Consider the following 24,320-nt stretch of genomic DNA (forward strand, 5'->3'; position numbering starts at 1 on the left):
AGTTTAAATAGAAATGGCAACAGGTACATTCAGGATTTTTTCATATTTATATCCAGGATACGACCATGGGGATTATTGAGAACATTCACCAGGATATTCTGGTAGTACCGCATAAATATCTGAATAGTGGCATGTTCATACAACTCTCTACTGTACACAAATACAATGCGGATACCTTCTCCCTTATCGGGGTATACTTCCGCTTTGAGTTCGTACTGGGTTAGTCTCCGTTCCTTCCTCGTGTCTATTGTAGTGAACGCCAGCTGATCCAACTCCACCTCATTGTCAAGAAAGTTTGCATAGGAAAAATGAATATGAATAAGCTTTTCATGTTTATCTCTTTTTATCAGCGACAACATCTCATCAAATTGAAAATCCTGGTTGTCAAATGCATTTAGAACGCAATCCTTCACCGCTGCTAAAAATCTGTCATATGGTAATTCCCTTTCTACCTGCACTCTCAGTGGCAGCTCATTTACAAATGTGCCGACTATATCGCGAAAGTCAGGTCTGTTCCTGCCAATTGCGTCAGACCCGACTATCATATCGGTATTACCCGACACCCTTGCTAACAGGATATAATACACGGAGAGCAGGAACATAAATTCCGATACGTTTGCACTGGCAGTAAATTCCCTGATCCGGGCATAAAGTTCATGATCAAGTACCAGCTCGCTGCTGGCGGCGGTGTAAACAGTCACTTTATCCCTGTTCATCATCACCGGCAGATCGGGAGCACGCAGCTCACCAGACAACTGCCTCTTCCAGAATTCCCTTTGAGCCGTATGCGCACCTCCATCAGCGTGCTGCCATACTGCGTAGTCGATATACCTGTAGGGGAGATGTTTCAGTTCTTCACCCTTATACGCCAACTTAAATTCATTCATTAAAATGTTAAGCGAAATACCATCACACACAATATGATGTATGTCAATCAACAAAATATTCCCCAGTCTTTCGTCCTCTAACAGACCTACTCTTAGCAGCGGAGGGCTGGACAAATCATGCGGTTTGACAAAATCAGCCAACGCAGCGGCGGCATCGTTATACTTCCCTGCGTCCAGCCTGGAAATCCTGAACGTTACCACTTCTTCCACTTGTTGAACCACTATATCATCTGCAATAAACAAGCAGGTTCTCAATGCCTCATGTCGCCGGATCAGGTATTCAAACGTCTTCTGTAATTTGTCAGGATCTACCTCCCCTTCCAGCTTGTAGGCACTGTTGATGTTATAAGCAAGGCTGTCTCTCCGGGACACCTGTTCATAATACAACCGGCGCTGCGCCGCAGAAGCCGGGTAAAAAGGTTCTTCACCGGCTCTTATAAAAGCAGGCAGGAGATTTTTATGATGGTTCTCAATAAGGCTGGTAAGCTCTCTTACGGTGGGATGTTCGAAAATATCCCTTAAAGTAACTACCGAAGAAAATGTACTGTTAATGGCGTTAATTAAGCGATGGGCGATAATGGAGTGTCCGCCGATAGCGAAGAAGTTGTCTTCCACCCCCACATTATTTTTCTCCAGGTGCAAAACATCCGCCCAAACTACGATCATTTTTTCCTCCATTGCATTCGCCGGCGGCGCATAGCCTTCTGATGGCAGGAATTCAGGATCCGGCAAAGCCTTCCTGTCCAATTTGCCGCTGGCTGTCAGCGGCATCTGTTCCAGCTGTACGAAAGCCCCCGGGATCATATAACCAGGCAACTGTCCTTTCAAAAAGTCTCTTAACTGGGTTTCATTGATCTGATCTCCTGCAGTATAATAAGCTACCAGGATTTTGTCGTTTCCTCTTTCTTTTACGGTCACCGCTACCTCTTTCAGCATACCTGGCAAAAGCAGTTGATTTTCTATTTCCCCGGGTTCTATCCTGATCCCCCTCACCTTTACCTGGTTATCGATCCTGCACAAAAACTCCACATTACCATCGGGAGTCCATCTTGCAAGGTCTCCTGTTTTATAAATCCTTTCCCCTTTTATAACAGGGTGCTGTATAAATTTTGAATCTGTCAGCTCCGGATTATTCAGGTATCCCCTGGCCAGTCCTGCACCTGCTATGTGCAGTTCACCGGCAACTCCTACCGGTGCAGGTTTACCATTTGCACTGAGTATATATAGCCTGGTGTTATCAATGGGCTTACCTATCGGCACAGGCTTCGATGTTTCCTCCATCGTGCAGTTGTAGTGCGTAACGTCCACCGTTGCCTCTGTAGGACCGTATAAATTAATCAGTGAGCTGCCACAATTCCTGAATAAAGAATCCCGGAACATGCCAACATGTTCGGCCTTCAACTCCTCCCCACTTGAAAATACCTGTTTCAGGGTATGCAGGCGGGTAAAATCGAATGAGGCATCCAGCACCGGGAGAAAGGCACTCAACATAGATGGAACAAAATGTATGGTTGTCACGCCATTTTCGGATATGGCGGCAACTATTTTCGCGGGTTCCTTTTCTGCTCCCGGCTCCAGCAGGCAAAGCGAAGCACCGGTAAATGCCCACCAGAAGAGTTCCCAAACGGAAACATCAAATACCAGCGGCGTTTTCTGTAGCAGCACACTCTCTTCCCGGAGCGGGTATTCCTTTTGCATCCAGTATAGGCGGTTGATAACTGAATGATGTTCAATCATCGCCCCTTTGGGTTTTCCGGTAGAACCAGATGTAAATATAATATAGGCAAGATCCTGACCTGATAACCCCGCATTTTCAAATCCGGCCGGTTGTGAAAGTATCTCAGGAATTACCCTGTTCAGATCCAGCAGCTGGTAGTCACTGCTGCATTGCATGTCGCCGGAAGGGTTCCAGGCCAATACCATGTGAATACCTGCGTCTTTTAAAACAGATTTTATCCTTTGCGCAGGATGGCCCGGATCAACCGGAACATACACACCACCAGCTTTAAGGATACCAAATACAGCCGGTATCAGCCACTCATTGCGATCCATCATTACCCCAACCAGCTCTCCTTTCTTCAGACCTTTTACTTCACTCAGGTAACGGGCTGTTTTGTCAACTCTTTCCTGGAGTTCCTGGTAAGTATTGCTCCCATTATGAAAACGAAGCGCAATATTATCCGGCGTTTTTCTCACCTGCTCATCAAATACCGCGGTAATGGTCTTATTGGGGTAGGCTGTGGCGGTATCATTAAACCGGTGAAGCAGCAGGTGCTGCTCATCAGGGGGAACCATTTCAATGTTTGCCAGGCTGATGTTGACATTATTGACTACCTCATTGATTATCTGCTGAAAATAGCCTGCCCATCTTTCAATCGTCTGCCTTTCAAATAAATCTGCCGCATACTCAAACTCAAAAGTAAATATGGACTGGTGTTCTGTCACTAATAGAGAGAGATCGAATTTGGAAATTTCCTTTGTTGCTTTGAGCCTCGACAATTTCATCCCTGGCAGTGAAAACTCCTGTTGTTCAAAGTTCTGCACCGCCATAAAAACATCAAACAGGGGATTACGGCCGCTGCTCCTGTCTATCTCCAGGTCTCTTACCAGCATTTCATAATCCCAGTCCTGGTGATCGAAAGCCTCAATTGCTGTTGATTTTATCTCCTGCAGGAAGTCCCGGAAAGAGCGATCCTCACGGGGAAAGTTTCTCAATGCAATCGTATTGACAAAGGGGCCAATTGTCCTTTCCACGTCTTCGTGAAACCTGCCGGAAGTTGGAGTACCTACTACGATATCTTCCTGGTTCGTCAGTTTACTGAGCAGAATATTATACACAGCCAGCAGCAGCATGAATATAGTAGTATGCTCCTCCCTGGCTATACTCCTCAGCCTGGCCGACTGCAGTTCATCTAACTGAAAAATGACTGCGCTTCCTTTATAGGTCTTATGAAGCGGTCTTGAAAAATTGTACGGCAGATCGATCACCGGGGGAACGGGCGAAAATTTATTACTCCAGAACACCCGCTGCTGCTGTACTTGCTCTTCCTTTATCTTATTCTGTTGCCATTCCGCATAATCTTTATACTGCAATCTCACCCCGGGCAGCAGCTGATCATTATACAGGGAGAGGAATTCCTGCATAAGCACACTGTTGGATATTCCATCAGAAATGATGTGATGAATATCTACAATCAGTATTTTTTCCACCTCAGATTCAAAAAGCCCCACCCTGATAAGAGGGGCATGCTTCAGGTCGAAGGGCCGGATAAATCCCTGTACCTTTGTCTGCATATCGTTGTGCTCCTGCTTATAGTGTTCTATGGAAAAAACGGGTGCCGCCAACACACTTTGCACTATTTCTCCATCCACCACGTCAAATTGTGTCCGTAAAGCTTCATGCCTGTCAATCAGCTGCCTGAAGCTATCCTCCAGCTTCAGCACATCTAATGTACCCACAATCCTAACGCCCTGCGGCATATTGTAAGCAAGGGACGTCCTGTTCATTTCATGGAGAAAATAAAGCCGTTTCTGAACAGCCGACAGCCGGTAACAGCCGGTACCGGACATTATGCGAACAGGAGGCGCCACCTCACCTGAACGTACTGAACTGAAAAAGTCAAGTATCTCTGGCTTCCGGCGCCTGATAGATGCAATAATTTCCTGTGTAAGGGCCGCCTTATCGCCACGAACTTTTACATCGTTATCAGCAACAGAAATTACAATGTTATTCTCTTTTCTTAACCGGGTAATGTACTCATCTATTCTCATAACGATATTTCAATTACGTCATCATCGCCTTCGAACGCATGTTCGGCCGGCAGTATGGTGCCAATATAAGATGCAAGCTCTGCTATGGTTTGTCTGACAAAAACTTCTTTTAGCGCAATCCGTACCCCCAAAGTTTTATTCAGCCTGTTTAACATGGTAATTGCTTTCAAAGAATGTCCTCCAAGCTCAAAAAAGCTTGTTCTTACCCCTATCTGTTGCTCATCCAGTTTCAGCACTTCTGCCCATATGATCACCAGCGCTCTTTCCACGTCATCTGCAGGCGCTGCAAAATCCATTGTTTGTTGTATTTCAGGAGGAGGCAGTGCATTGCGGTCCACCTTTCCGTTGGAAGACAGGGGGAACCGATCCAGTTGAACCAGGTACGCTGGAAGCATATATCCCGGCAATAGGGTGCTTAAATATTTTCTCAGGTCTGATTTATCTGTTTCCTGTCCGGTAACATAATACGCACATAAAAAAGGCGCTGCACCATTGTCGCTTCTCACCATGACCACTGCATCTGTTATGCCATCATACCGGAGAATATTATGTTTCAGGTCATCCGGCTCAATACGTATACCGCGTATTTTAATCTGCTGGTCTGTACGACCCAGAATTTCAAGTTTGCCATCTTCATGCAGGCGACCAATATCCCCTGTTCTGTATATCAGGTCATTGTTGCTTACAGCAAACGGATTTTGTATAAACAGGGCATTGGATATCCCGGTATCCGCGAGGTAGCCGGCGGTTCTATATGGCGTACGTATATATACTTCTCCCCTTACTTTTTCCGGACAAACGTTCAATGTATCGTCCAATACCATAAACTGGGCTCCCGGCATAGCAGTTACAGGTATGAAGGAAGCAAGGTGGTCTGCTGGTTTGATAAAATAAAATCCTTTTACCAGTGTTGTTTCTGTAGCACCATAGAGATTGATCAGCTGAATACTGTCTCCAAACCTGGCATACCAGTCACTCAACTCATAGGGTAAAATCTTTTCGCCGGCCAGCAATATCCATTCCAGCTGGCGGAAAACCGGTCCGGACAGATCGCCTGTACTAATCAGTTTGAAAAGACTGGGAACACAATGAATCAGGTTTATCCGCTCGCGCTCTATCCAGGCAATGAGGCTATCCCCGTCGGCAAAGACGTCTTCATCCGGAATACAAAGCGTACCACCGGAACAAAGCGCCACGAAAATATCTCTCATGGATGCATCGAATCCCGGACTGGTGAACTGACTGATCCTGCAGGACTGCTCTACTTTCAATGTACTGATTTCCCAACCGATGAAATGCGAAAGGCTTCCGTTCCTGCCCGCCACTCCTTTAGGGGTACCGGTTGTGCCGGAGGTAAAGTAAGCATATATAATATCCTCTATTGTATAATCGTTTGCCCGCTCAAACAGTGAAGAAGCACACTCAGCTTCCTCTCCGGTAACAGACAGCCACTCCGGGCAGCCGGCAAAAGGTAACTGCGCTACCACCTCTGATTCCTGATCAGTGAGGATCAATTTCATTTGCACACTGTTCACCATTGCAGCCAGCCGGTGATCCGGCAAAGCCGGATCCAGTGGTACAAATGCCAGCCTGGCTTTTAAGAGTGCTACCATCGAACATACCTGCAGGTATTTATTCCGGCAAAAAACACCCACAAATGAACCGGGCGCTAACCTCAACGACGAAATAGCATTGGCGATTCTGTTGATGGTTGATTCCATTTCCGCATAGGAATGCGCAACGCCGTTATATACTACCGCATCGTTCAGGGCATGTTGACGGAATGATGTGTGGAGTCGTTCCTGTATGGTCATCCTGCCATGCGCTACTTCTATGTCAGCTGAAAACGTTGCTTTCATCGCGGCCTCAGCCGCCTCATCGAACACACTGATACTGCTCAGAGCGGACAACGGACGGGTAGCGATACTGTGAATAATATGTTCCAGCCCACTGAGCACCTGGTCAATAGTAGCCTGATCGTACCTGTGCTGGTTAAAATCGAGTTGTATGGTAAAGTCATTTTGCGGCAGTATGCGTACAATAAGGTTATAATTGGTTTTGACATTATAGGCTGCGGAGATGATATCAAAGCCTTTCCCGTCCTTCTCTGCAGCTGACATGTCTTCCAGCTGCCTGGCAACAGGATAATTTTCAAATACCATGATATGATCTATCAGTTTTCTGCCCAACTTACTGAAAGACTGAAGTTCTGATAAGGAATGGTAGTGATACTGCTCGCTCCGGAGGTCGTCCTCCTGCGCTACCTTCAGCAATTCGCTCAAACTGCAGTCCTGGTCTAATTTAAGCCTGACAGGGACTGTATTAATAAATAATCCAACCATGGTTTCCACCCCTTCAATCTCCGCAGGGCGACCTGAAACCACCGCGCCATAAACGACATCTTTTACATTGTTAAAGCGGGCAAGCAGGATACCCCATGCCACTCTTATAATGGTGTTAATTGTTACACCATATCCGGCCGAAACCTTCGCCAGTGATGCGACCACTTCCTGTGGCAGCTTTAACTCACTGATCAGATGACTGCCCTGCACCATTTCACCGGCAGCAATTTCTTTTTCAGGTAAACATGCCAGCAGATCGTATCCTTCCAGGTAAGTTTTCCAGTAATGTGCAGATTCGTTCCTGTCTCTGCTCTCCAGCCAGTCTATATACCGGGAATATGGTTTAACAGCAGCATTGATAAGGCATTCACTTAATTGCAGCTTCGTATAAATTTCGTTGAAGTCCTTTACGATAATACCAATACACCAGCCATCCATCAGTATATGATGGTGACTCCATATCAATTCATATTTCCTGTAACCAGTTTGGAGCACGGTCAGTCGCATCAGCATATCTTTCTGCAACAGGAAAGGTTTCAACCTGTCGTGGTTCCGGTAGGCTTCCACAACCTGCTCCCTGCCCGATTCCAGGCATTCATCCTGCACGTCGTGATAATGGAAGTCCATCTTCCTTTCTTTTAGTACTACCTGCAGCGGGCGATGGTACCGGTCATGTAAAAACTGTGTCCGTAGCACTGCGTAACGTGCGACCAGCACATTCATGGCCGATTCAACCGCAGCAATTTCCAGCTCACCTTCAATATGAATAACAGTTTGACCATGATAATCCTCTGCATCAGGATTTAATAACGAGTGAAACAAAATTCCTTCCTGTGTGGGAGACAGCGGATAAATATCTTCCACCTCCTGCTGCTCCTGTAGTTCGTCCAGCAGACCTGCCGGGATACTCTTGCAGGTAAGTTCCGAAGGACACAGTAATAGCCTTTGTCCGGAGCCGCAGTAATCAATTATCTCACCTAAGCATTCCCTGTACGCATTCATGAACGAGCTTATCGTATCCGGACGGTACTGTGATGTGCTATAGTTCAGCTGTACCTGTAACTGGCCGGAGCTGATCATTGCAACAATATCCCAATCATACAATCGCACATCTTCCGGCGAGATCGTTTGTCCGTGAGGATCCGAAGATATCTTATAAGATCTGCCCGCAATATCACTATCGAACTGGCCCAGGTAGTTAAACGTGATTCCGCCGCCTTTCTCCTGCCCTTCCGGACCTGGCCTGCACTGCTGCATGAGCAGATAGTCCATTCCTCCGTTCGGAACATTTCTGAGTGTTTCCCGGATATCGCGGATCAGTACACCCAGGTTATCGCTGTTGCTGGTTAGTACTACGGGGTAGATACTCGTAAACCAGCCTATAGTGCGGCTCACATTGACCGTACCACCAATATCCGAACGGCCGTGACCTTCCATGTCAATGCGTAGTACCGGCGCCGCATACTGCCGGCGCATACTCAGGTAAAGAGCGGCTAACAATATATCATTTACCTGCAAATGTTGCGCATGGTGTATTAGCTTCATGGTAATGTTGCTGTCTAAGGCAAAAACCTCACGATGTATGGATGCCTGTATTCCCCGGCCACCTGGATAATCTTTAGGTAAATGGAAGACTGGTTGTTCATCGATCCGGAACCAATGCCTGCAGGCTGACCGGAAGACCTCACTTTCCGCATACTGCAACAAAGCAGCGGACCATTGCTGAAAGGCGTCCGTCTTCAACGGTAGTGATAAGGTCTCCCCCTGCGCAGCCTGACGATATAATGTTTCGATATCCTCGAACAGTATCCGCCAGGAAACACCATCGATTACCAGGTGATGAATAATCAACACCAGGCGGCTGCCGTCCGGTACATGAAACAGCCCGAGCTTTAACAATGGGCCCGTGACAAGGTTGATACCCGATTGAAGGGCATTACAATGTGATATGAAATCGGCCTGCCAGTCATCTTTCCTGTACAGGTCAACCACCTCCAGTGATACTGGCATACCAGTACCCTGGTTGCGCTGAACCACTGTACCCTCTTGTTCTTCAAACACCATACGCAATGCATCATGATGATCCATCAGCTTCCTGAATATTTTAAGCACCCGGTCTGCGGCCAGCTGTTCCGGGAAGTGAAGCACCACCGACTGGTTAAAGTGATGCTTTTGTTCCAGCGGACTATCGAAGAACCATTGCTGGATCGGCGTCAACCCAACTTTCCCGGATACCGCTGCCTGAGAAGAGATAGCGGACAAACGTCTCAGTTTCAACGACAACTCACGGATAGTCTGACTACTGAAGATATCCCTGATTGTTGTTTCATATCCTGCGGAACGAAGACGCGAGGTAATTTGTATGGATTTGATAGAATCGCCACCCAATGAAAAGAAGTTGTCGGTAACGCTTACCTGCGCGATGCCCAGTACACTTAACCATATTTCTGACAGCAGTTTCTCTTCCGGCGTAACGGCTGGTAAAAAAGCTCCTGATGATGAAACTTCAGGATCAGGCAAACCACGCCTGTTTATTTTTCCGTTCGGAGTTAAAGGCATGGATTCCAGTTGCACAAACAAGGCAGGAATCATATAATCCGGCAGCCGTTGCTGCAGGAAAGTACGCAATGAAGCCGCGGGAACAGGTGAAGCCGATACGTAATACGCAATCAGGGATTTTGTTCCATTCAATTCCCTGATAATTACCGCCGCTCCCTGAACCTGTTCATGTTCCAGCAGGCAGTTCTCGATTTCACCCAGTTCTATTCTGAACCCACGCAACTTTATCTGGTTGTCTATTCTGCCCAGGAACTCGATGTTACCATCAGGCAGCCACACGCCAAAATCGCCTGTTCTATACATTAATCCCGACCCGCTGATGGTATCGGGTAAAAATTTCGTGCTGGTCAGATCGTTATTATTCAGGTATCCTTTTGACACACCGATACCTGCAATACAAATTTCTCCTTTTACGCCAGGCGGTTGCAACTGTTGACGACTATCCAGTATGTATAACAGGGTATTGTCTACCGGCTTCCCGATCGGTATAATGTGATTCTTCTGTACATCATAATCTTCCACTACATAGTAGGACACTACATCCGTACATTCGGTAGGGCCGTAAGAGTTCATGACCTTTGCCTGGAAGTGGCCGGATTTTATCCAGCCGGCAAAAGCACCCATATTGATATTCTCTCCTCCTAATACAACATATCTGATGTGTTTGAGGCGATCATATTCATCGGGAGCACATTCTTCCAGTAAAGGATAAAAGGCTGCAGGCGCACAATTTACCACGGTTACTTTTTCAGCCGCTATTGTAGCTGACATTTTAAGATAATCATGCTGTATCTCCTCCGCCAAAGTCAACCTCGCTCCTGTTACTAAAGGTGCGAAAAAGTTCTTCTGTGCCAGGTCAAAAGCGATTGGGGCTATCAGCAGAAAGTTATCCGTTGTGGTTGTATCCAGCGCCCTCACATACCAGTTCACCAGATTTAGGAACGAAATATTTTTAATGGCGGCACCTTTCGGGTTTCCGGTAGACCCCGAAGTATAAATCACGTAAAACAGATCGTCGGCAGAAGCCCGTGGGAAAGTCCCGGTCACAGAAACATCCTTTATGCTTTGTTCCAGTGCATCATACCGCAAAATGTTTGTATCAGTTATGCTATATACGCCTTCTTCCGGAATATCAGTAATCAGTACTTTCATTTTGCTATCCCTGGCCATAAACCTGATCCTTTCAACAGGTGTTTTTGGATCAATCGGAAGATAGCAGGCGCCCGACCGTAGAATTCCCATGATAGTAAACACCAGGCGTTCCGATTTTTGCATCAGTACCCCTACCACCTGATTTACGCCAATACCATGCTCTTTATTCAGGCACAGTCCGATCCGACGGGCTTTGTGCATTAGTTCAAGGTATGTCACGGCTATGTTACCAGATGTGACTGCAATATTATCCGGCGTTTTTGCGACCTGTTTTTCGAACAGTGAAATAATATTTTCTTCCTGATCAATGTCAACAGCGGAATCATTGAATTCAACCAGCAACTGGTCTGTTTCCGTTTGATTCATCAGGTTGCCTGTAATTACCAGGGACTGGGGAGACGTTACAATATTATTCAGTGCGCTTTCAAAATATTGAATGAACCGTTGAATAAAGGTTTGTTTGAATTTCTGTGTCGAGTAGTTTATGCTGATTTCAAAATTCCCATTCCTGGTACTGATGTTAAAATCGAGATCGGTATTTGTAACTGCATAAGATTTGATATCCAGGTCGGCGGATATCGCTGCGGGAGCATTCCTGTCAGTCTCGTATAAAGCCTCATTGTAAATATGGAAATCCACATAATTGAAGATCGAATCAAATAGCGGGTTTTCATTAAATCCTGCGCGGTCAATGAGTTTAAGTATATCAAATAATGACAACTGCTGATACCTGCCAACATCAGTCATCTTTTTATCGACCAGCTGCAGCAATCCGTTCCAGGAAAGCTCATTGGGGAACCTGAACCTGTAAGGCACTGTATTCAGGAAGCAGCCCAGTACCTGGTCTCCGCCTTCTTCCGCGGGCCGGTTGCTGGATACCAGCCCTACAATTACCTCGTCGTTATAAGTAAACATCTTCAGGACGGCCAGGTAAGCCGACACCAGGATTGTTTTTATACCAATCCCTTTATCCCTGGAAAAGAAGGTCAGTCTTTCATATAGCTCGCCTGAAAGCCGTTGCTGTTCCTGTCCTACACTATGCCGTTTTACATGCCCTGTATCCGCCAGTTCCTGTTTGGCGACGTCATGCAATTCCTCCTGCCAGTACTGGGATATCGCCTTATTACGTTTGGCAAGCAGTTCCTGTATCACATAATGTTTATAGGAAACGTTGATGGCTGCCGGGCGGAATGAGCGGTCCGCCAATAATTTCAGATAAGTGTTATTGAGTTCCGTCATGAATGAGGCAACACTCCATCCATCCATAATCGAATGGTGACATACCCATACCAGGAAATAATTTTCGGAAGACAACCTGAAAATATTCATTCTCCAGAGAGGAGGTTGTTCATAATTGAAGGGCGCCTGCCTGTCGGACGCCATAAATTCAATTACAGTGGATTGCTGCTCATTTTTTTCCAGGTGTGAGATATCAGAGAAACGGATAGCTGCATCAATGTGTTTGTACACAACATGCAACGGCACTTCATAATCACTCATATTGAAGGCAGCCCGGAGCACTCCATGCTTTTCAACCATCAACTGCAAGGCACGCTGAAACAAATCCGTATTGAATGAGATATAGCGAACATTGAATGTACTCTGATCATGATACAAAGCGCCTTCACTGGCAGACAGAGAATGATAGATCATTCCTTTTTCGATATCACTCATCGGAAAAACTTCCGCTACATTTTCACGGTCCATAAACCTGGCATTCAGCTCATCCAGCTCCTGCATAACCTGGCTGGCAGCAGCAACAGCAAGAGGCTCCTGCTGCTTTGTTTCCAACCGTTTAGCCAACAGGGAGATTGTAGGACATTCAAATATGTCGATTAACCCGATACCCGTGGCGGCCCGTTTCCTGATGGCAGGCAGCAGCCTTATCGCCTTGATGGAATCGCCCCCTATAGCAAAGAAATTATCTGTTAAAGAGATGGCACGCGTACCAAGTACTTCTTCCCACGCATCCAGCATTATTTTCTCACTTTCTGTTTCGGGTGAAGTACTGCCATCCTGTTTTCCAGCCCCCGGCACGGGTAACGCTGCTTTGTCAAGCTTGCCGTTCGAGGTTAGCGGGAAGTGATCCAGGTAAACAAAGTAAGAAGGGACCATGTAGTCCGGTATTTTCTCCAACAGGTAGGTGTGCAATGCGGTACTGCTTATTTCCTCCTCAGCAGTATAATAGGCCACCAGGTATTTGTCATCTTCCTTTTCACGGGCTTCCACCACCACTTCGCCAATACGGCTGTTACCTGATAAGGCATACGCTATTTCGCCCAGCTCTATACGGAAACCCCGTAACTGTACCTGGTGGTCTTTCCTGCCAAGGTATTCAATTTCACCACCCGGCAGCTGACGGCCAAGGTCGCCGGTGCGGTAAAGCCGACCACCGGTTTTATACGGATCCTGGACAAACTTTGCAGATGTTAACGCTTCGTTACCCAGGTACCCCCGCGAAACGCCAGATCCGCCTACGTATAACTCTCCGGTAATGCCTGCCGGAACCAGCCGCTGATGCTCATCCAGCAGGTAAACTGATAAAGTAGGGATAGGTTTGCCGATGTTGCTGATATTACTGCCGATCTCTTTTTCTGTGATCTCTTTATAGGTAACATGCACCGTCGTTTCTGTAATCCCGTACATGTTAATCAGCTTAACACCAGGATACATCTCCCGCCACGAATGCAATTTCCCCGGGCTCAGTGCTTCTCCCCCGAAAATAACATAGCGTAAAGACAGACCCGTTACAGACAATTGCAAAAGATTATAAAAAGCACTGGGCGTCTGATTCAACACCGTTACCCCTTCTTCCCGCAATAATTTAAGATACAAACCCGTATCACGGGCTGTCATCTTCGGAACGATAATCACCTTACCTCCTGTTAACAATGCCCCAAAAATCTCCCATACACTGAAATCAAAGCAATGGCTATGGAACATCGTCCAAATATCTGCGGGACCAAAGGAAAACTGGAAATCGTCGTTGCAGAGCAACCGCACTACATTACGATGTTCTACCATCACTCCTTTGGGATTACCTGTTGTTCCTGAGGTATAAATTACATAACATAAGTTCGATGGTAACGGCTTGTCAGGCAAAACACCGTTGAACGGCTCCCTGTCTTCTATCAGTGCCACCGGTATACCAGGCTTTACCAGGCCGGCAAATTCATTTGTTGTCAGTACCAACCGGGTCTGACTATTATCCAGCAGATAATTCCTCCTTTCTTCCGGATAGGTAATATCAACCGGCAAATAGGCGCCACCGGCTTTCAGGATACCCAGCATGCCTACTACCATCTCTATCGAACGGTCCATCAAAAGACCTACTACGGCATCCGGTTTCACTCCACGTGCCGTTAGCTGCGCGGCCACCTGACCGGCCTGTTCATCCAGCTGTGCATAGGTAATAGCGACGCCTTCATATTGTACGGCTGTATTCCCCGGCCATTTTGTTACCTGTTCATCAAACAGGTCAAGTATCGTTTTATCTGCAGGGTAGTGGCTGTTGGTATAGTCCAGGCTATCTACCAGTGCTGCTTTCTCCAATTCAGAAAGCAGCTCGATTCCGGATAGGGTTAATGCAGGCGCAGCTACCATCCGGCTAAGTACCTGTTGTAAATGGTGCAACATATTTCTGATCATCTCATCAGCATATGCGTTACTATTATAACTGATTTTCAGCAGGATGTCTTTGCCGGGATATATCGTTACCCAAAGGTCATAGTTCGTTTTCTCGTATGTTTCTACCGCTGTGATGCTGAGTCCATCACTGATATTTTTCACGTCTTCATCAAGCGGGTAATTTTCGAAGGCCATAATGTGGGTGAACAAACGGCTGCCCAATTCATTTGCGCCCTGTATTTCTGACAACGGGTAATAATGGTGCAAATTCGCCACCAGGTCCTGCTGCTGTGTATCTTTTAGTAGTTCTTCCACTACCGCTGCATTATCCAGTATGATTCGTACCGGCACAGTATTAATAAATAAACCGACCATAGATTCCACGCCGGCAATTTCACCGGGGCGGCCGGATACGACCGTACCAAATACAACATCGTCCAAATTACAATAGCGACCGAGCATTACTCCCCAGGCTACTTTAAATATGGTATTAATGGTTACCCCTATTTTTGCGGAAAGTGATTCAATGGATCTTGTCAGCTCCGCACTGATAGGCGCCTGATGTGTAACGATAGTATAGGATGAATTCTCTGAAATACGCAACGCTTTCCCAGGCAAATCTGCCTGTTGGGTATATCCCCGGAGATACTCCTTCCAATAGGCGGCCGATTCATTTTTGTTTCTCCTCTCTAACCACTCTATATACCGGGAATATGGCGTTACCATACCCATTGAGATGGATTCACCTGACAACATCCTGGTATAAACTTCTTTAAAATCCCTGACGATAATACCAATACACCAACCATCCATCAGTATGTGGTGATGACTCCATAAAAGCTCATACTCCCTGTGCCCCGTTTGGAGAACTGTCAGCCGCATTAACCTGCCTTCCTCTAACAGGAAGGGTTGGCGCCTGTCAAGATGCCGGTAAGCTTCCAGCACCTGCTTTCTGCCTGATTCCAGGCATTCTTCACGAACGTCGTGATATTGGAAGTCGATTTTTCCACTCTTTAATACTACTTGCAGCGGGCGATGGTAACGATCATGCACAAACCGCGTCCGCAGTACAGCATAACGTGCGACCAGCACATTCATGGCCGATTCAACCGCTGCAATATCCAGTTCGCCATCCATATGGATAAGCATCTGTTCAAAGTAATGATCGGACTCTTTATCCAGCAAAGCGTGAAATAAAAGTCCCTCCTGTGTGGGAGACAGCGGGTATATGTCTTCCACCTCCTGTTGTTCCTGTAACTCATCCAGCAAACTTACCGGGATGCTTTTCCAGGTGAGATCAGAAGGGCTCAGTAACACCTTCTTTCCCGAGGTGCAGTAATCAATGACTTCACTCAAACACTCCCTGTATACATCCATGAACGCGGCTATTGTATCCGGACGATACTGTGACGTGCTATAATTCAGCTGTACCTGCAACTGACCAGAGCTGATCATCGCGATGATGTCCCAATCATACAACCGTATTTCTTCCGGCGAGATGGTTTCTCCGTGCGGATCTGAAGAGATACCATAAGATCTGCCCATGGTGTCGCTGTCGAATTGTCCCAGGTAGTTAAAGCTGATCCCGGTGTACTTGTCCTGCCTTTCCGGAGCTGAACTGCGCTGTTGCATGAGCAGGTAGTCGATGCCTCCGTTTGGAACACTACTGAGCGTTTGCCGGATATCGCGGATCAATACGCCCAGGTCATCGCTATCGCTTGTTAGCACTACGGGGTAAATAGTCGTAAACCAGCCTATGGTGCGGCTTACATTGACCATATCGCCAATATCTGAACGGCCATGTCCTTCCATGTCAACACGTAATACCGGCATCGCATACTGCCTGCGCATACTCAGGTAAAGACCGGCTAACAACATATCATTCACCTGCATGTGCTGTGCATGTTGAAGTAACTTTACAGTAGTATTACTGTCTAAGGTAAAGGCTTCACGGCGTAAGGAAGTGCGTCTCCCCGGCCCAACAGGGTGGTCCCGCTGCAGCCGGAAGACAGGCTGCTCATCGATCCGGGACCAGTACACACTGGCCGAACGGAAGGCATCACTTTCTGCATACCGCAACAAAGTAGCAGACCATTGCTGAAAAGCATCCGTCTTCAATGGTAGCAATAGTGTTTCTCCCTGCGCGGTTTGACGATATAGCGTTTCAATATCCTCGAACAGGATCCGCCAGGAAACACCATCAATGACCAGATGATGAACAATCACCACCAGACGGCTGCCGTCCGGCGTATAAAACAATCCAAGCTTCAACAGCGGGCCTGTGGCCAGGTTGATACCTGACTGAAGGACATTACAATGTAATATGAAATCCGCCTGCCAGTCGTCTTTTTTATATAGTTCAATTACTTCCAGGGACACCGGCACACCAATACCCAGATTACGCTGAACAATTGTTCCTCCCTGTTCTTCAAACACCATGCGTAAAGCGTCGTGATGATCAGTCAGCTTCCTGAATATGTCAAGCACACGGTTTGTCCCGATCCTGCCGGGGAAGTGAAGCACTACCGACTGGTTAAAATGATGCCGTTGTTCAAATGGATTCTGGAAGAACCATTGCTGGATGGGCGTCAGTCCAACGTCTCCCGTTACTGCTGTTTGGGAAGAGGTGGTTGATAAACGTCTCAGCTTTAACGATAATCCCCTGATGGTCTGACTGTCGAAGATATCCCTGATCGTTGTTTCATATCCTGCCGAACGAAGCCGGGACATGATTTGTATGGATTTGATAGAATCACCTCCCATTGAAAAGAAGTTCTCCGTTACACTTACCCTTGTGATTCCCAGTACACTTAACCATATTTCTGATAACAGTTTTTCTTCCGGTGTAATAGCTGACACGAACTCTCCGGCTGAAGATATTTCAGGATCAGGTAAACCACGCCTGTTGATCTTTCCGCTCGAAGTCAAAGGCATAGATTCCAGTTGTACAAACAGGGCAGGGATCATGTAATCCGGCAGGTGCTGTTGCAGGAAAGCACGCAACGAAGCTACGGGAACGGATGACGCTGATACGTAATAGGCGATCAGTGATTTTGTTCCGTTCCCGTCCCTGATGATCACCGCTGCTCCCTGAATCTCTTCGTGTTCCAGCAGGCAGTTTTCAATTTCACCCAGTTCTATTCTGAAGCCACGCAATTTTACCTGGTCATCTGTTCTGCCCAGAAATTCGATATTACCGTCAGCATCCCACATCCCAAAATCCCCTGTTCTATACATCATTTCACCGGGATAAAAAGGATTTGGCACAAACTTCTGCGACGTGAGATTTTCATTATGCAGATACCCCTTTGCCAGTCCATACCCGGAAATGCAAAGTTCTCCCGGTACGCCAACAGGTTGCAATTCATTATTCAATCCAAGGATCAATATCCTGGTATTTGCTATCGGCTTTCCAATAGTAATCTGCGCCGGCGCCTCATTTTTCATAGCAAGAACGGAAGTACAAACTGTATATTCCGTAGGTCCGTATGCATTCAGGAAAGTCCGCCCAGGGGTCCATTGCAATGCAATCTTCCTGTCACATGCCTCTCCTGCAGAAACGATGGCCCTCAGCTGGTGAAGGCCCTCAGCGGGCAGCACCCTTAAAACAGAAGGAGGAAGCGTAACAACATTAATAGCCTGTTCTTTCAGCACTGAATACAGAACATCTGTAGAAAAAGTATCAGATCTTTTGAAGATGACTAATGTAGCTCCGGAAGATAGCACCGGGAAAATTTCCGCAACCGACGCGTCAAATCCCAGGGACGAAAACTGTAGCAACCTGGTTTCGCGAGCGAGTGCCAATACGTTTGTAAAAACAGTTGCCAGGTTAGACAGACCTTTATGCCCCAGGAGCACGCCTTTCGGCCTGCCGGTAGATCCGGATGTATAAATAATATAAGCATTATCCCTTTCCTGCACTTCCTGGCCAGGCGTACCGGAAAACAGATCTCCTTCGATGAACAAATCATCCTGTAATAAAAAATCCGGCAGGAAGCTGTCTGGCAGGCGTTCCTGGCCTGTTATAACTCCTGTGCCTCCGGATAGAAAGTCACGGTATGGCCTGTCAGTAATGCAATAGCCCGGTTTACTCTCTTCCAGGATTGACCAGATCCTCCCCGCCGGCCAACGCGGATCCAGCGGCAGGTAAACGGCTGCGACCTTCATCACGCCCAGTATATTGGCAATTGTAGCAGCAGAGCATTCCTGCAGGATGCCTACAATGTCACCACGCGATACCCCTTTCTCCATCAGTACCCCGGCCACCTGATCAGACCTCTCATCCAGCCGTTTATAGGTCATGCTTTCATACAGCTTCCGGTTGCCTGTTGTTGCAACGGCGCCCTCTTCATTAAAGATTTTATGGTAGAATGGTTCACTACGGAAACGTTGCGGGAAATGAGGCAAGTCAGTATCAAAATCAATTTTCTCACCGGAGGTCCTGGTCAGACAACCTTTGATGCTAAAGTCGGGATTAACTCCGTTATCATTCAGCCGCCTGTCAATCACCATCTCAATCATATCGCCCTTGCCAACCGGAAGCCCGGGGTAAAAAACAGGCACGAATACCGGCAGCCAGCAATACTCATATTCAAGTGTATCCAGTACTTCCCCATTTGCGCCCGGCATCGTTAACCATACCAGGAATCCCTGTATAGTATCCTCCCTCCGGATATAAAATTTCACAGCATGGCTATCTTCCGGTTTTACCGCTCCTTCGTTAAAATCCAGGTCCTCAAATGTTTCAGCGCCGGATAAAAGATATTCCTTTGAAAAGTTCTTCAAACAAAGCCTTATATCTGCAGTTCTGCCAATGTAATCAAATGTTTTACGGACATAAGGAGCAGAAACATCAGAAAAACCGGGTGTATCAATAAAATATCCGGGTAAGCTAACCGGTGCAATCCTGGTCAGATTTCTGCCGGGGATCATAATACCGTCTTCCTTCAGAAAACGCCTGGCATTATTCAACACTACGGCGGCGCCTTCGCAGCCCCCTATAGGGCCTACCAACTCCGACAAACATATATCAGCTTTCTCGGGTAAATTCACCAGCATGGCATCCCCGTGAATCAGGTGAATTTTTTGATCCAATCCGGCATCCTTTAAAAACTGTTTTGCTTTATTATAGGTTTCTTCCAGTATTTCTATTGCATACACTTTCTCTGCACCAGCTTCTATGCATAACCTCGACAATATAGCATTGGGGCCTGTTCCTATTTCCACCACCACCTTTCCTTTCACATGTCTTCTGATCTCCTTTTCATACCATGCATTTCGTCTTATATCGTTCGTCATCGCATGATACAACATGTCGTCATAAATAAAATACTCTGCCGTAGAAGGCCATAGCTCCATCGGGTTAGCTACTTCATCCCGGATGGCCACGGCATCCGGATGCTGTGCTGCCTGTTGCTTAAACCGTTCCAGCACGGTAGCCGCCGGTGTGCCGGCAGGTGCAATACTGTTGAATTCGTGCAGGATCTGATGCTGCTCAACAGGATTAATCAGTTGGATCGTAGCGATACTGATGCTGCTATTGGAGGTAACCGCCGATACTACATTTGTGAAAAATTGCACAAACCTTTTTATGGTGGCTTCCTTAAACAGATCTGTCGCGTACTCAAAACTTAAGAATAGCTGATTGTCTTTCTCGTATGCCCGTAGGGTAATATCGAATTTTGAGATAGCATGTGCTGTTTTAAAAACAGAAATCTTCAGACCAGGGAGTACCAGCTCCTTTTCTCTGTAGTTCTCGTAAGAAAGTGCCACATCAAACAAGGGATTGCGGTTCGTCTTTCTTTCAATACTGAGATCATCAATTAACTGTTCATATGGATAGTCCTGGTGATCAAAGCAGGACAACATCTTGTTTTTCACTTCCAGCAAAAATCCGTTGAAAGATTTGCCGCCTGCAGGATGATTCCGTATAGGTAATGAATTAACAAACATACCTACCATCGTTTCCAGGTCTGCATGCTGTCGCCCGGCTACCCCTGTTCCGATAACAATATCCTCTTCCCCCGTTAGTTTGCACAAAAAGATGTTAAAGACGGACATTACTGCCATATACATGGTAGCGCCGGCCTTTTCTGCTATTGATTTTAATTGCTGTGTTTCCCGGACGGGGATAGAAAAATCAACCGCATGTCCGTTAAAGCTGTTAATTACAGGTCTTGGAAAATCTGCCGGCAAATCCAGCTGCTGAGGCGGTTCTGAAAACTCCTTCAACCAGAAGTCCCGCTGGGTACGCATCTGGCGCTGTTGCACTTCGCCGGCCTGCCAAACTGCAAAATCTTTATACTGACGTTTTAGTTCGGGAAGGTGCACCCCGTTATACAAGGACATAAACTCATCAAAAAGCACCTGCTGGGAAACACCGTCACTAACAATATGATGGGTATCTACCATCAGGATATGCTCCTTCTCTGACAACTCAATAATACCCACCCTGATCAATGGTGGATTTTCAAGATCAAATGGTTTAATGAAGTCTTTTACCACCTCCTCCACATCCGGAAACCGTGCTTTATAATATACACAATTCATCGCTACATCCGGAAACACACGCTGCACCGGCTCTCCATCTCTTACAAAAAAACCGGTCCGTAAAATTTCATGACGGGATACGAGCGCTTTTAATGACTGTTCAATCCTCGGTTTGTCGAGGGCCCCCTCCAGCATCATCACAATACCACCGTTGTAAGCAATGGAATGCTTATCATACTGATATAAGAAATAAAGGCGGTTTTGCCCGGATGAAAGCTTATAATATTCCTGCACTGGCGCCTTTTGAATATCTATATGCTTACGGGTTTCCGACTGTGCCAGTAATAACGCCAGGCTCCTTACTGTCTGGTGTTGGAAGAAGTCTTTTATGGAAACAGATACCTGAAATACCTTATAAACCCTGCTCGCCAGCACTATAATGTGCAGGGAGTGACCGCCAAGCTCCGTGAACGTACGATCGATACCAATCTCCTCCCTATTCCGCTTCAGAATATCAGACCAGATCTCAATCAATTTTTCTTCTGTTTCTGTGGCGGGAGCAGTATAACCAAGTTGATTTACAGACGGCACAGGCAAGGCATTCATGTTGATTTTGCCATTCGCAGTTAAAGGCCATGCTGTCAGATGAACAATAAACGCAGGAATCATATAGTCCGGCAACACATCAGCAAGAAAATCTTTGATGGCCACTTCGCTCAACAGACTTTCAGAGAGATAATAGGCAACCAAAACAGTATCGTCATCCTGCGTTTCGGCCTTTACCAATACCTGGTCCACACCATCAAGCGACAGCATCGCCGTTTCAATTTCTGACAGCTCTATCCGGTATCCTCTTACTTTTACCTGGTGATCCTTTCTTCCTAAAAATTCAATATTCCCATCCGGCAGCCACCGGGCAATATCTCCTGTCATATACATTCTGGCACCGCTTTCAAAAGGATTAGCGATAAACCGCTCATCAGTTAAGTCCTGTTGCCCCAGATATCCAATGCCCACGCCTGCTCCTGCGATATACAAATCTCCTTTCATGCCGATAGGAACAGGCATAAGGTGTTGATTCAATATATAGCACCGGGCATTGCTGATTGGTTTTCCAATAGTGGGCGCTTTCTTAAAGTCCAGCAGCTGATCGCGGTGAACATATCTCGCTACAGCGCCAATAGTTGTTTCAGTTGGTCCGTAGTGATTGATAATTTCTATGGATGGATGCAGTACGGATGTTTGTTCTATTGCCCGCACCCTGATCTTTTCTCCGCCCAGTATCACCAGCCTTAAGCCGGTTGCGGTTTTAAAATCAGGATGATCTGTTACAGCGCCGTACAGGGAAGGCGTCAGCTTCAGGTAAGTAATATGGTTTTCCCGGAGGTACCGTAGAAAAAAGGCGGGCTGCATGTAAACTTCCGCAGGCAATATATGCAATTCCGCACCGGACAATATGGAGGAAAATATTCCTGTATAACCCAGATCAAATGCAAATGATGTTACCAATGCAGTTTTATCGGTATGGTTTATCTTTGCGAATTTGTTGATCCAGGTGGCATAATTAATCACATTCTCATTTGAAATCATCACGCCCTTAGGTATGCCACTGGTTCCTGAAGTATATATCACATACAGCAGATCACCAGGCGTAATGGTCACTAACGGGTTTTCCGGGGAACTGTTATCCAGGTCCGGATGATCCAGTGTCAGCTGATCAATTCCAACAGGAACATCAACCAACAGTTGTTGCTGCGTTAATATTAACCGGCAGCCTGCTTCCTCACAAATTTTCTTCAGCCTGGATACGGATGTTTCAGGGTTGACAGGCAAAAAGGCAGCCCCGGTTTTTAATATCCCGAGCATGCCGATCATCATTTCAACGGAGGGTTCTACCCGCAAACCGATGATATCCAGGCCCGGATGACTATTTAGTACCGCGGCCGCCACCTGATTGGCCCGTTTATTTAATGCGGCATAGGAAAGCCTGGTTTCTCCAAAAACTACCGCAATATTATCCGGGTAAGCAGCCACCTGCCGCTCAAACATTTCAATAACAGACTGATAAGGTGGTATACCGGACTTTGTATCGTTAAAGGCATACAGGATGACATCCTTTTCAGCCGCGTTTAACAGCAATACCTCACTGACAAGCCTATCCGGGTAAGTTAGCACATCCCCGATAAGATGAATGAAGTAGCCTGAAAATCTCTCTATATAGTCCGCTGAAAAAATACTGCTCTTATAGTTGAAGTCGATCACCAATGCCTCATCGGTAAATACCTGGATAGACAGCGGCAGGTTTGTATTCTCATAATAGCCATGCAGCTTGATATTTAATCCATCTACGCTGTCGAGAATATGCTGATCAACCGGATAATTTTCAAAGCCGATACTCGACTGAAACAGGCTCTCATTTGCGGTGATGCCAACTGCCTGGTTAATTTCATGCAAAGATGAATGATGAAATTGACTTCTCTCTATCAATCCCGTATTCACACTTTTTACCAGCTCTCCGAGCGTTATCCGCTCATCAATATGAACCCTGATTGGAATAGAATTGATAAAATTTCCCACTATCGCCTGGCTTCCCTGCACAAAGGGGTTCCTGTTAGATACGGTCGTTCCAAACACCACATCATTTGTATTACCATACTGTTGCAGCAGCAGACCATAAGCGGTATAAATAACTGCCGCTTTGGTAACTTTATTCTTTTTCACAAATTCATCAAGGCCATCCAGGTTTTTATTGATCCTCAGCTTGCTGACATCCTGCGACAGTTCTCCCTGGTTAGCAGCGTCCGACAAAGGGTGTCCAATTTCATATCCCTCCAGGTAGTTCTTCCAGTAATTTTCCGACGCCTCGTGATCCACCCGTTGCCAGCTATCCGCATAAACAGCGCCAAAGGCAGGTTTATCAGTTTGTTCAGGCGTAGCCCCTTTATTAAGGCTATTATAATACCGGAGCAAATCTTTTATCACTATTGCCGTACTCCATCCATCGTACAAAATATGATGATGTGTGATGACAATGATGAAATCCTCCGCTGCTTTCTGAAATACACTAACCCGCAGGGGTAATGCTGTCAGATCAAATTTCTTCTGCTGATCGTTCAACAGCTCCCGCATGATTATACCCGCAGCTGTCTCAGGGCTCTCTTTTGAGTAGTCGTAATATTTAATGTCGAGATCACAGGACTTCAGAATTACCTGTATAGGAGCCTTTATTTCCTCCCATCTGAACACAGATCTCAATACATCATTCTCCGATTGTACCAGGGAGAATGCCCGTCTCAGGATGTTCATATCGAGCGGTCCCGATACCGCAAAGGATATCTGGACATTGTAAAGATTATAATCTGCTTCCTTCAAATAATGATACAACATGCCTTTCTGGACCATACTAAGCTCGCTGATCTCCTGCACATTTGATTTCTCAAGCTTCTTTTTCAAGGGAATAAGATTTAAGTGGGTAATATTTTTGAAGAAATAA

Annotated in this window: 2 protein-coding genes; both read right to left on the bottom strand. The window is 46.4% G+C overall.

What is annotated here, in order from left to right; all coding sequences use genetic code 11:
• Positions 1–29: 29 nt before the first annotated feature.
• A complete protein-coding gene (locus PV783_RS22550; protein ID WP_420989664.1) occupies positions 30–4,658 on the bottom strand; it encodes an amino acid adenylation domain-containing protein in 4,629 nt (1,542 codons plus the stop codon).
• Positions 4,655–24,280, bottom strand: a complete 19,626-nt coding sequence (locus PV783_RS22555) for an amino acid adenylation domain-containing protein (protein WP_420989665.1) — start codon at positions 24,278–24,280, stop codon at positions 4,655–4,657. The genes PV783_RS22550 and PV783_RS22555 overlap by 4 nt, the downstream gene beginning before the upstream one ends.
• Positions 24,281–24,320: the final 40 nt, after the last annotated feature.

Origin of the sequence: Chitinophaga sp. CC14, assembly GCF_048957795.1 — a bacterium.
GTDB lineage: Bacteria > Bacteroidota > Bacteroidia > Chitinophagales > Chitinophagaceae > Chitinophaga > Chitinophaga ginsengisegetis.

Excerpts from the sequence above, each read along its gene's own strand:
- PV783_RS22550 (WP_420989664.1), bottom strand. The coding sequence starts at position 4,658 with ATGAGAATAGATGAGTACATTACCCGGTTAAGAAAAGAGAATAACATT.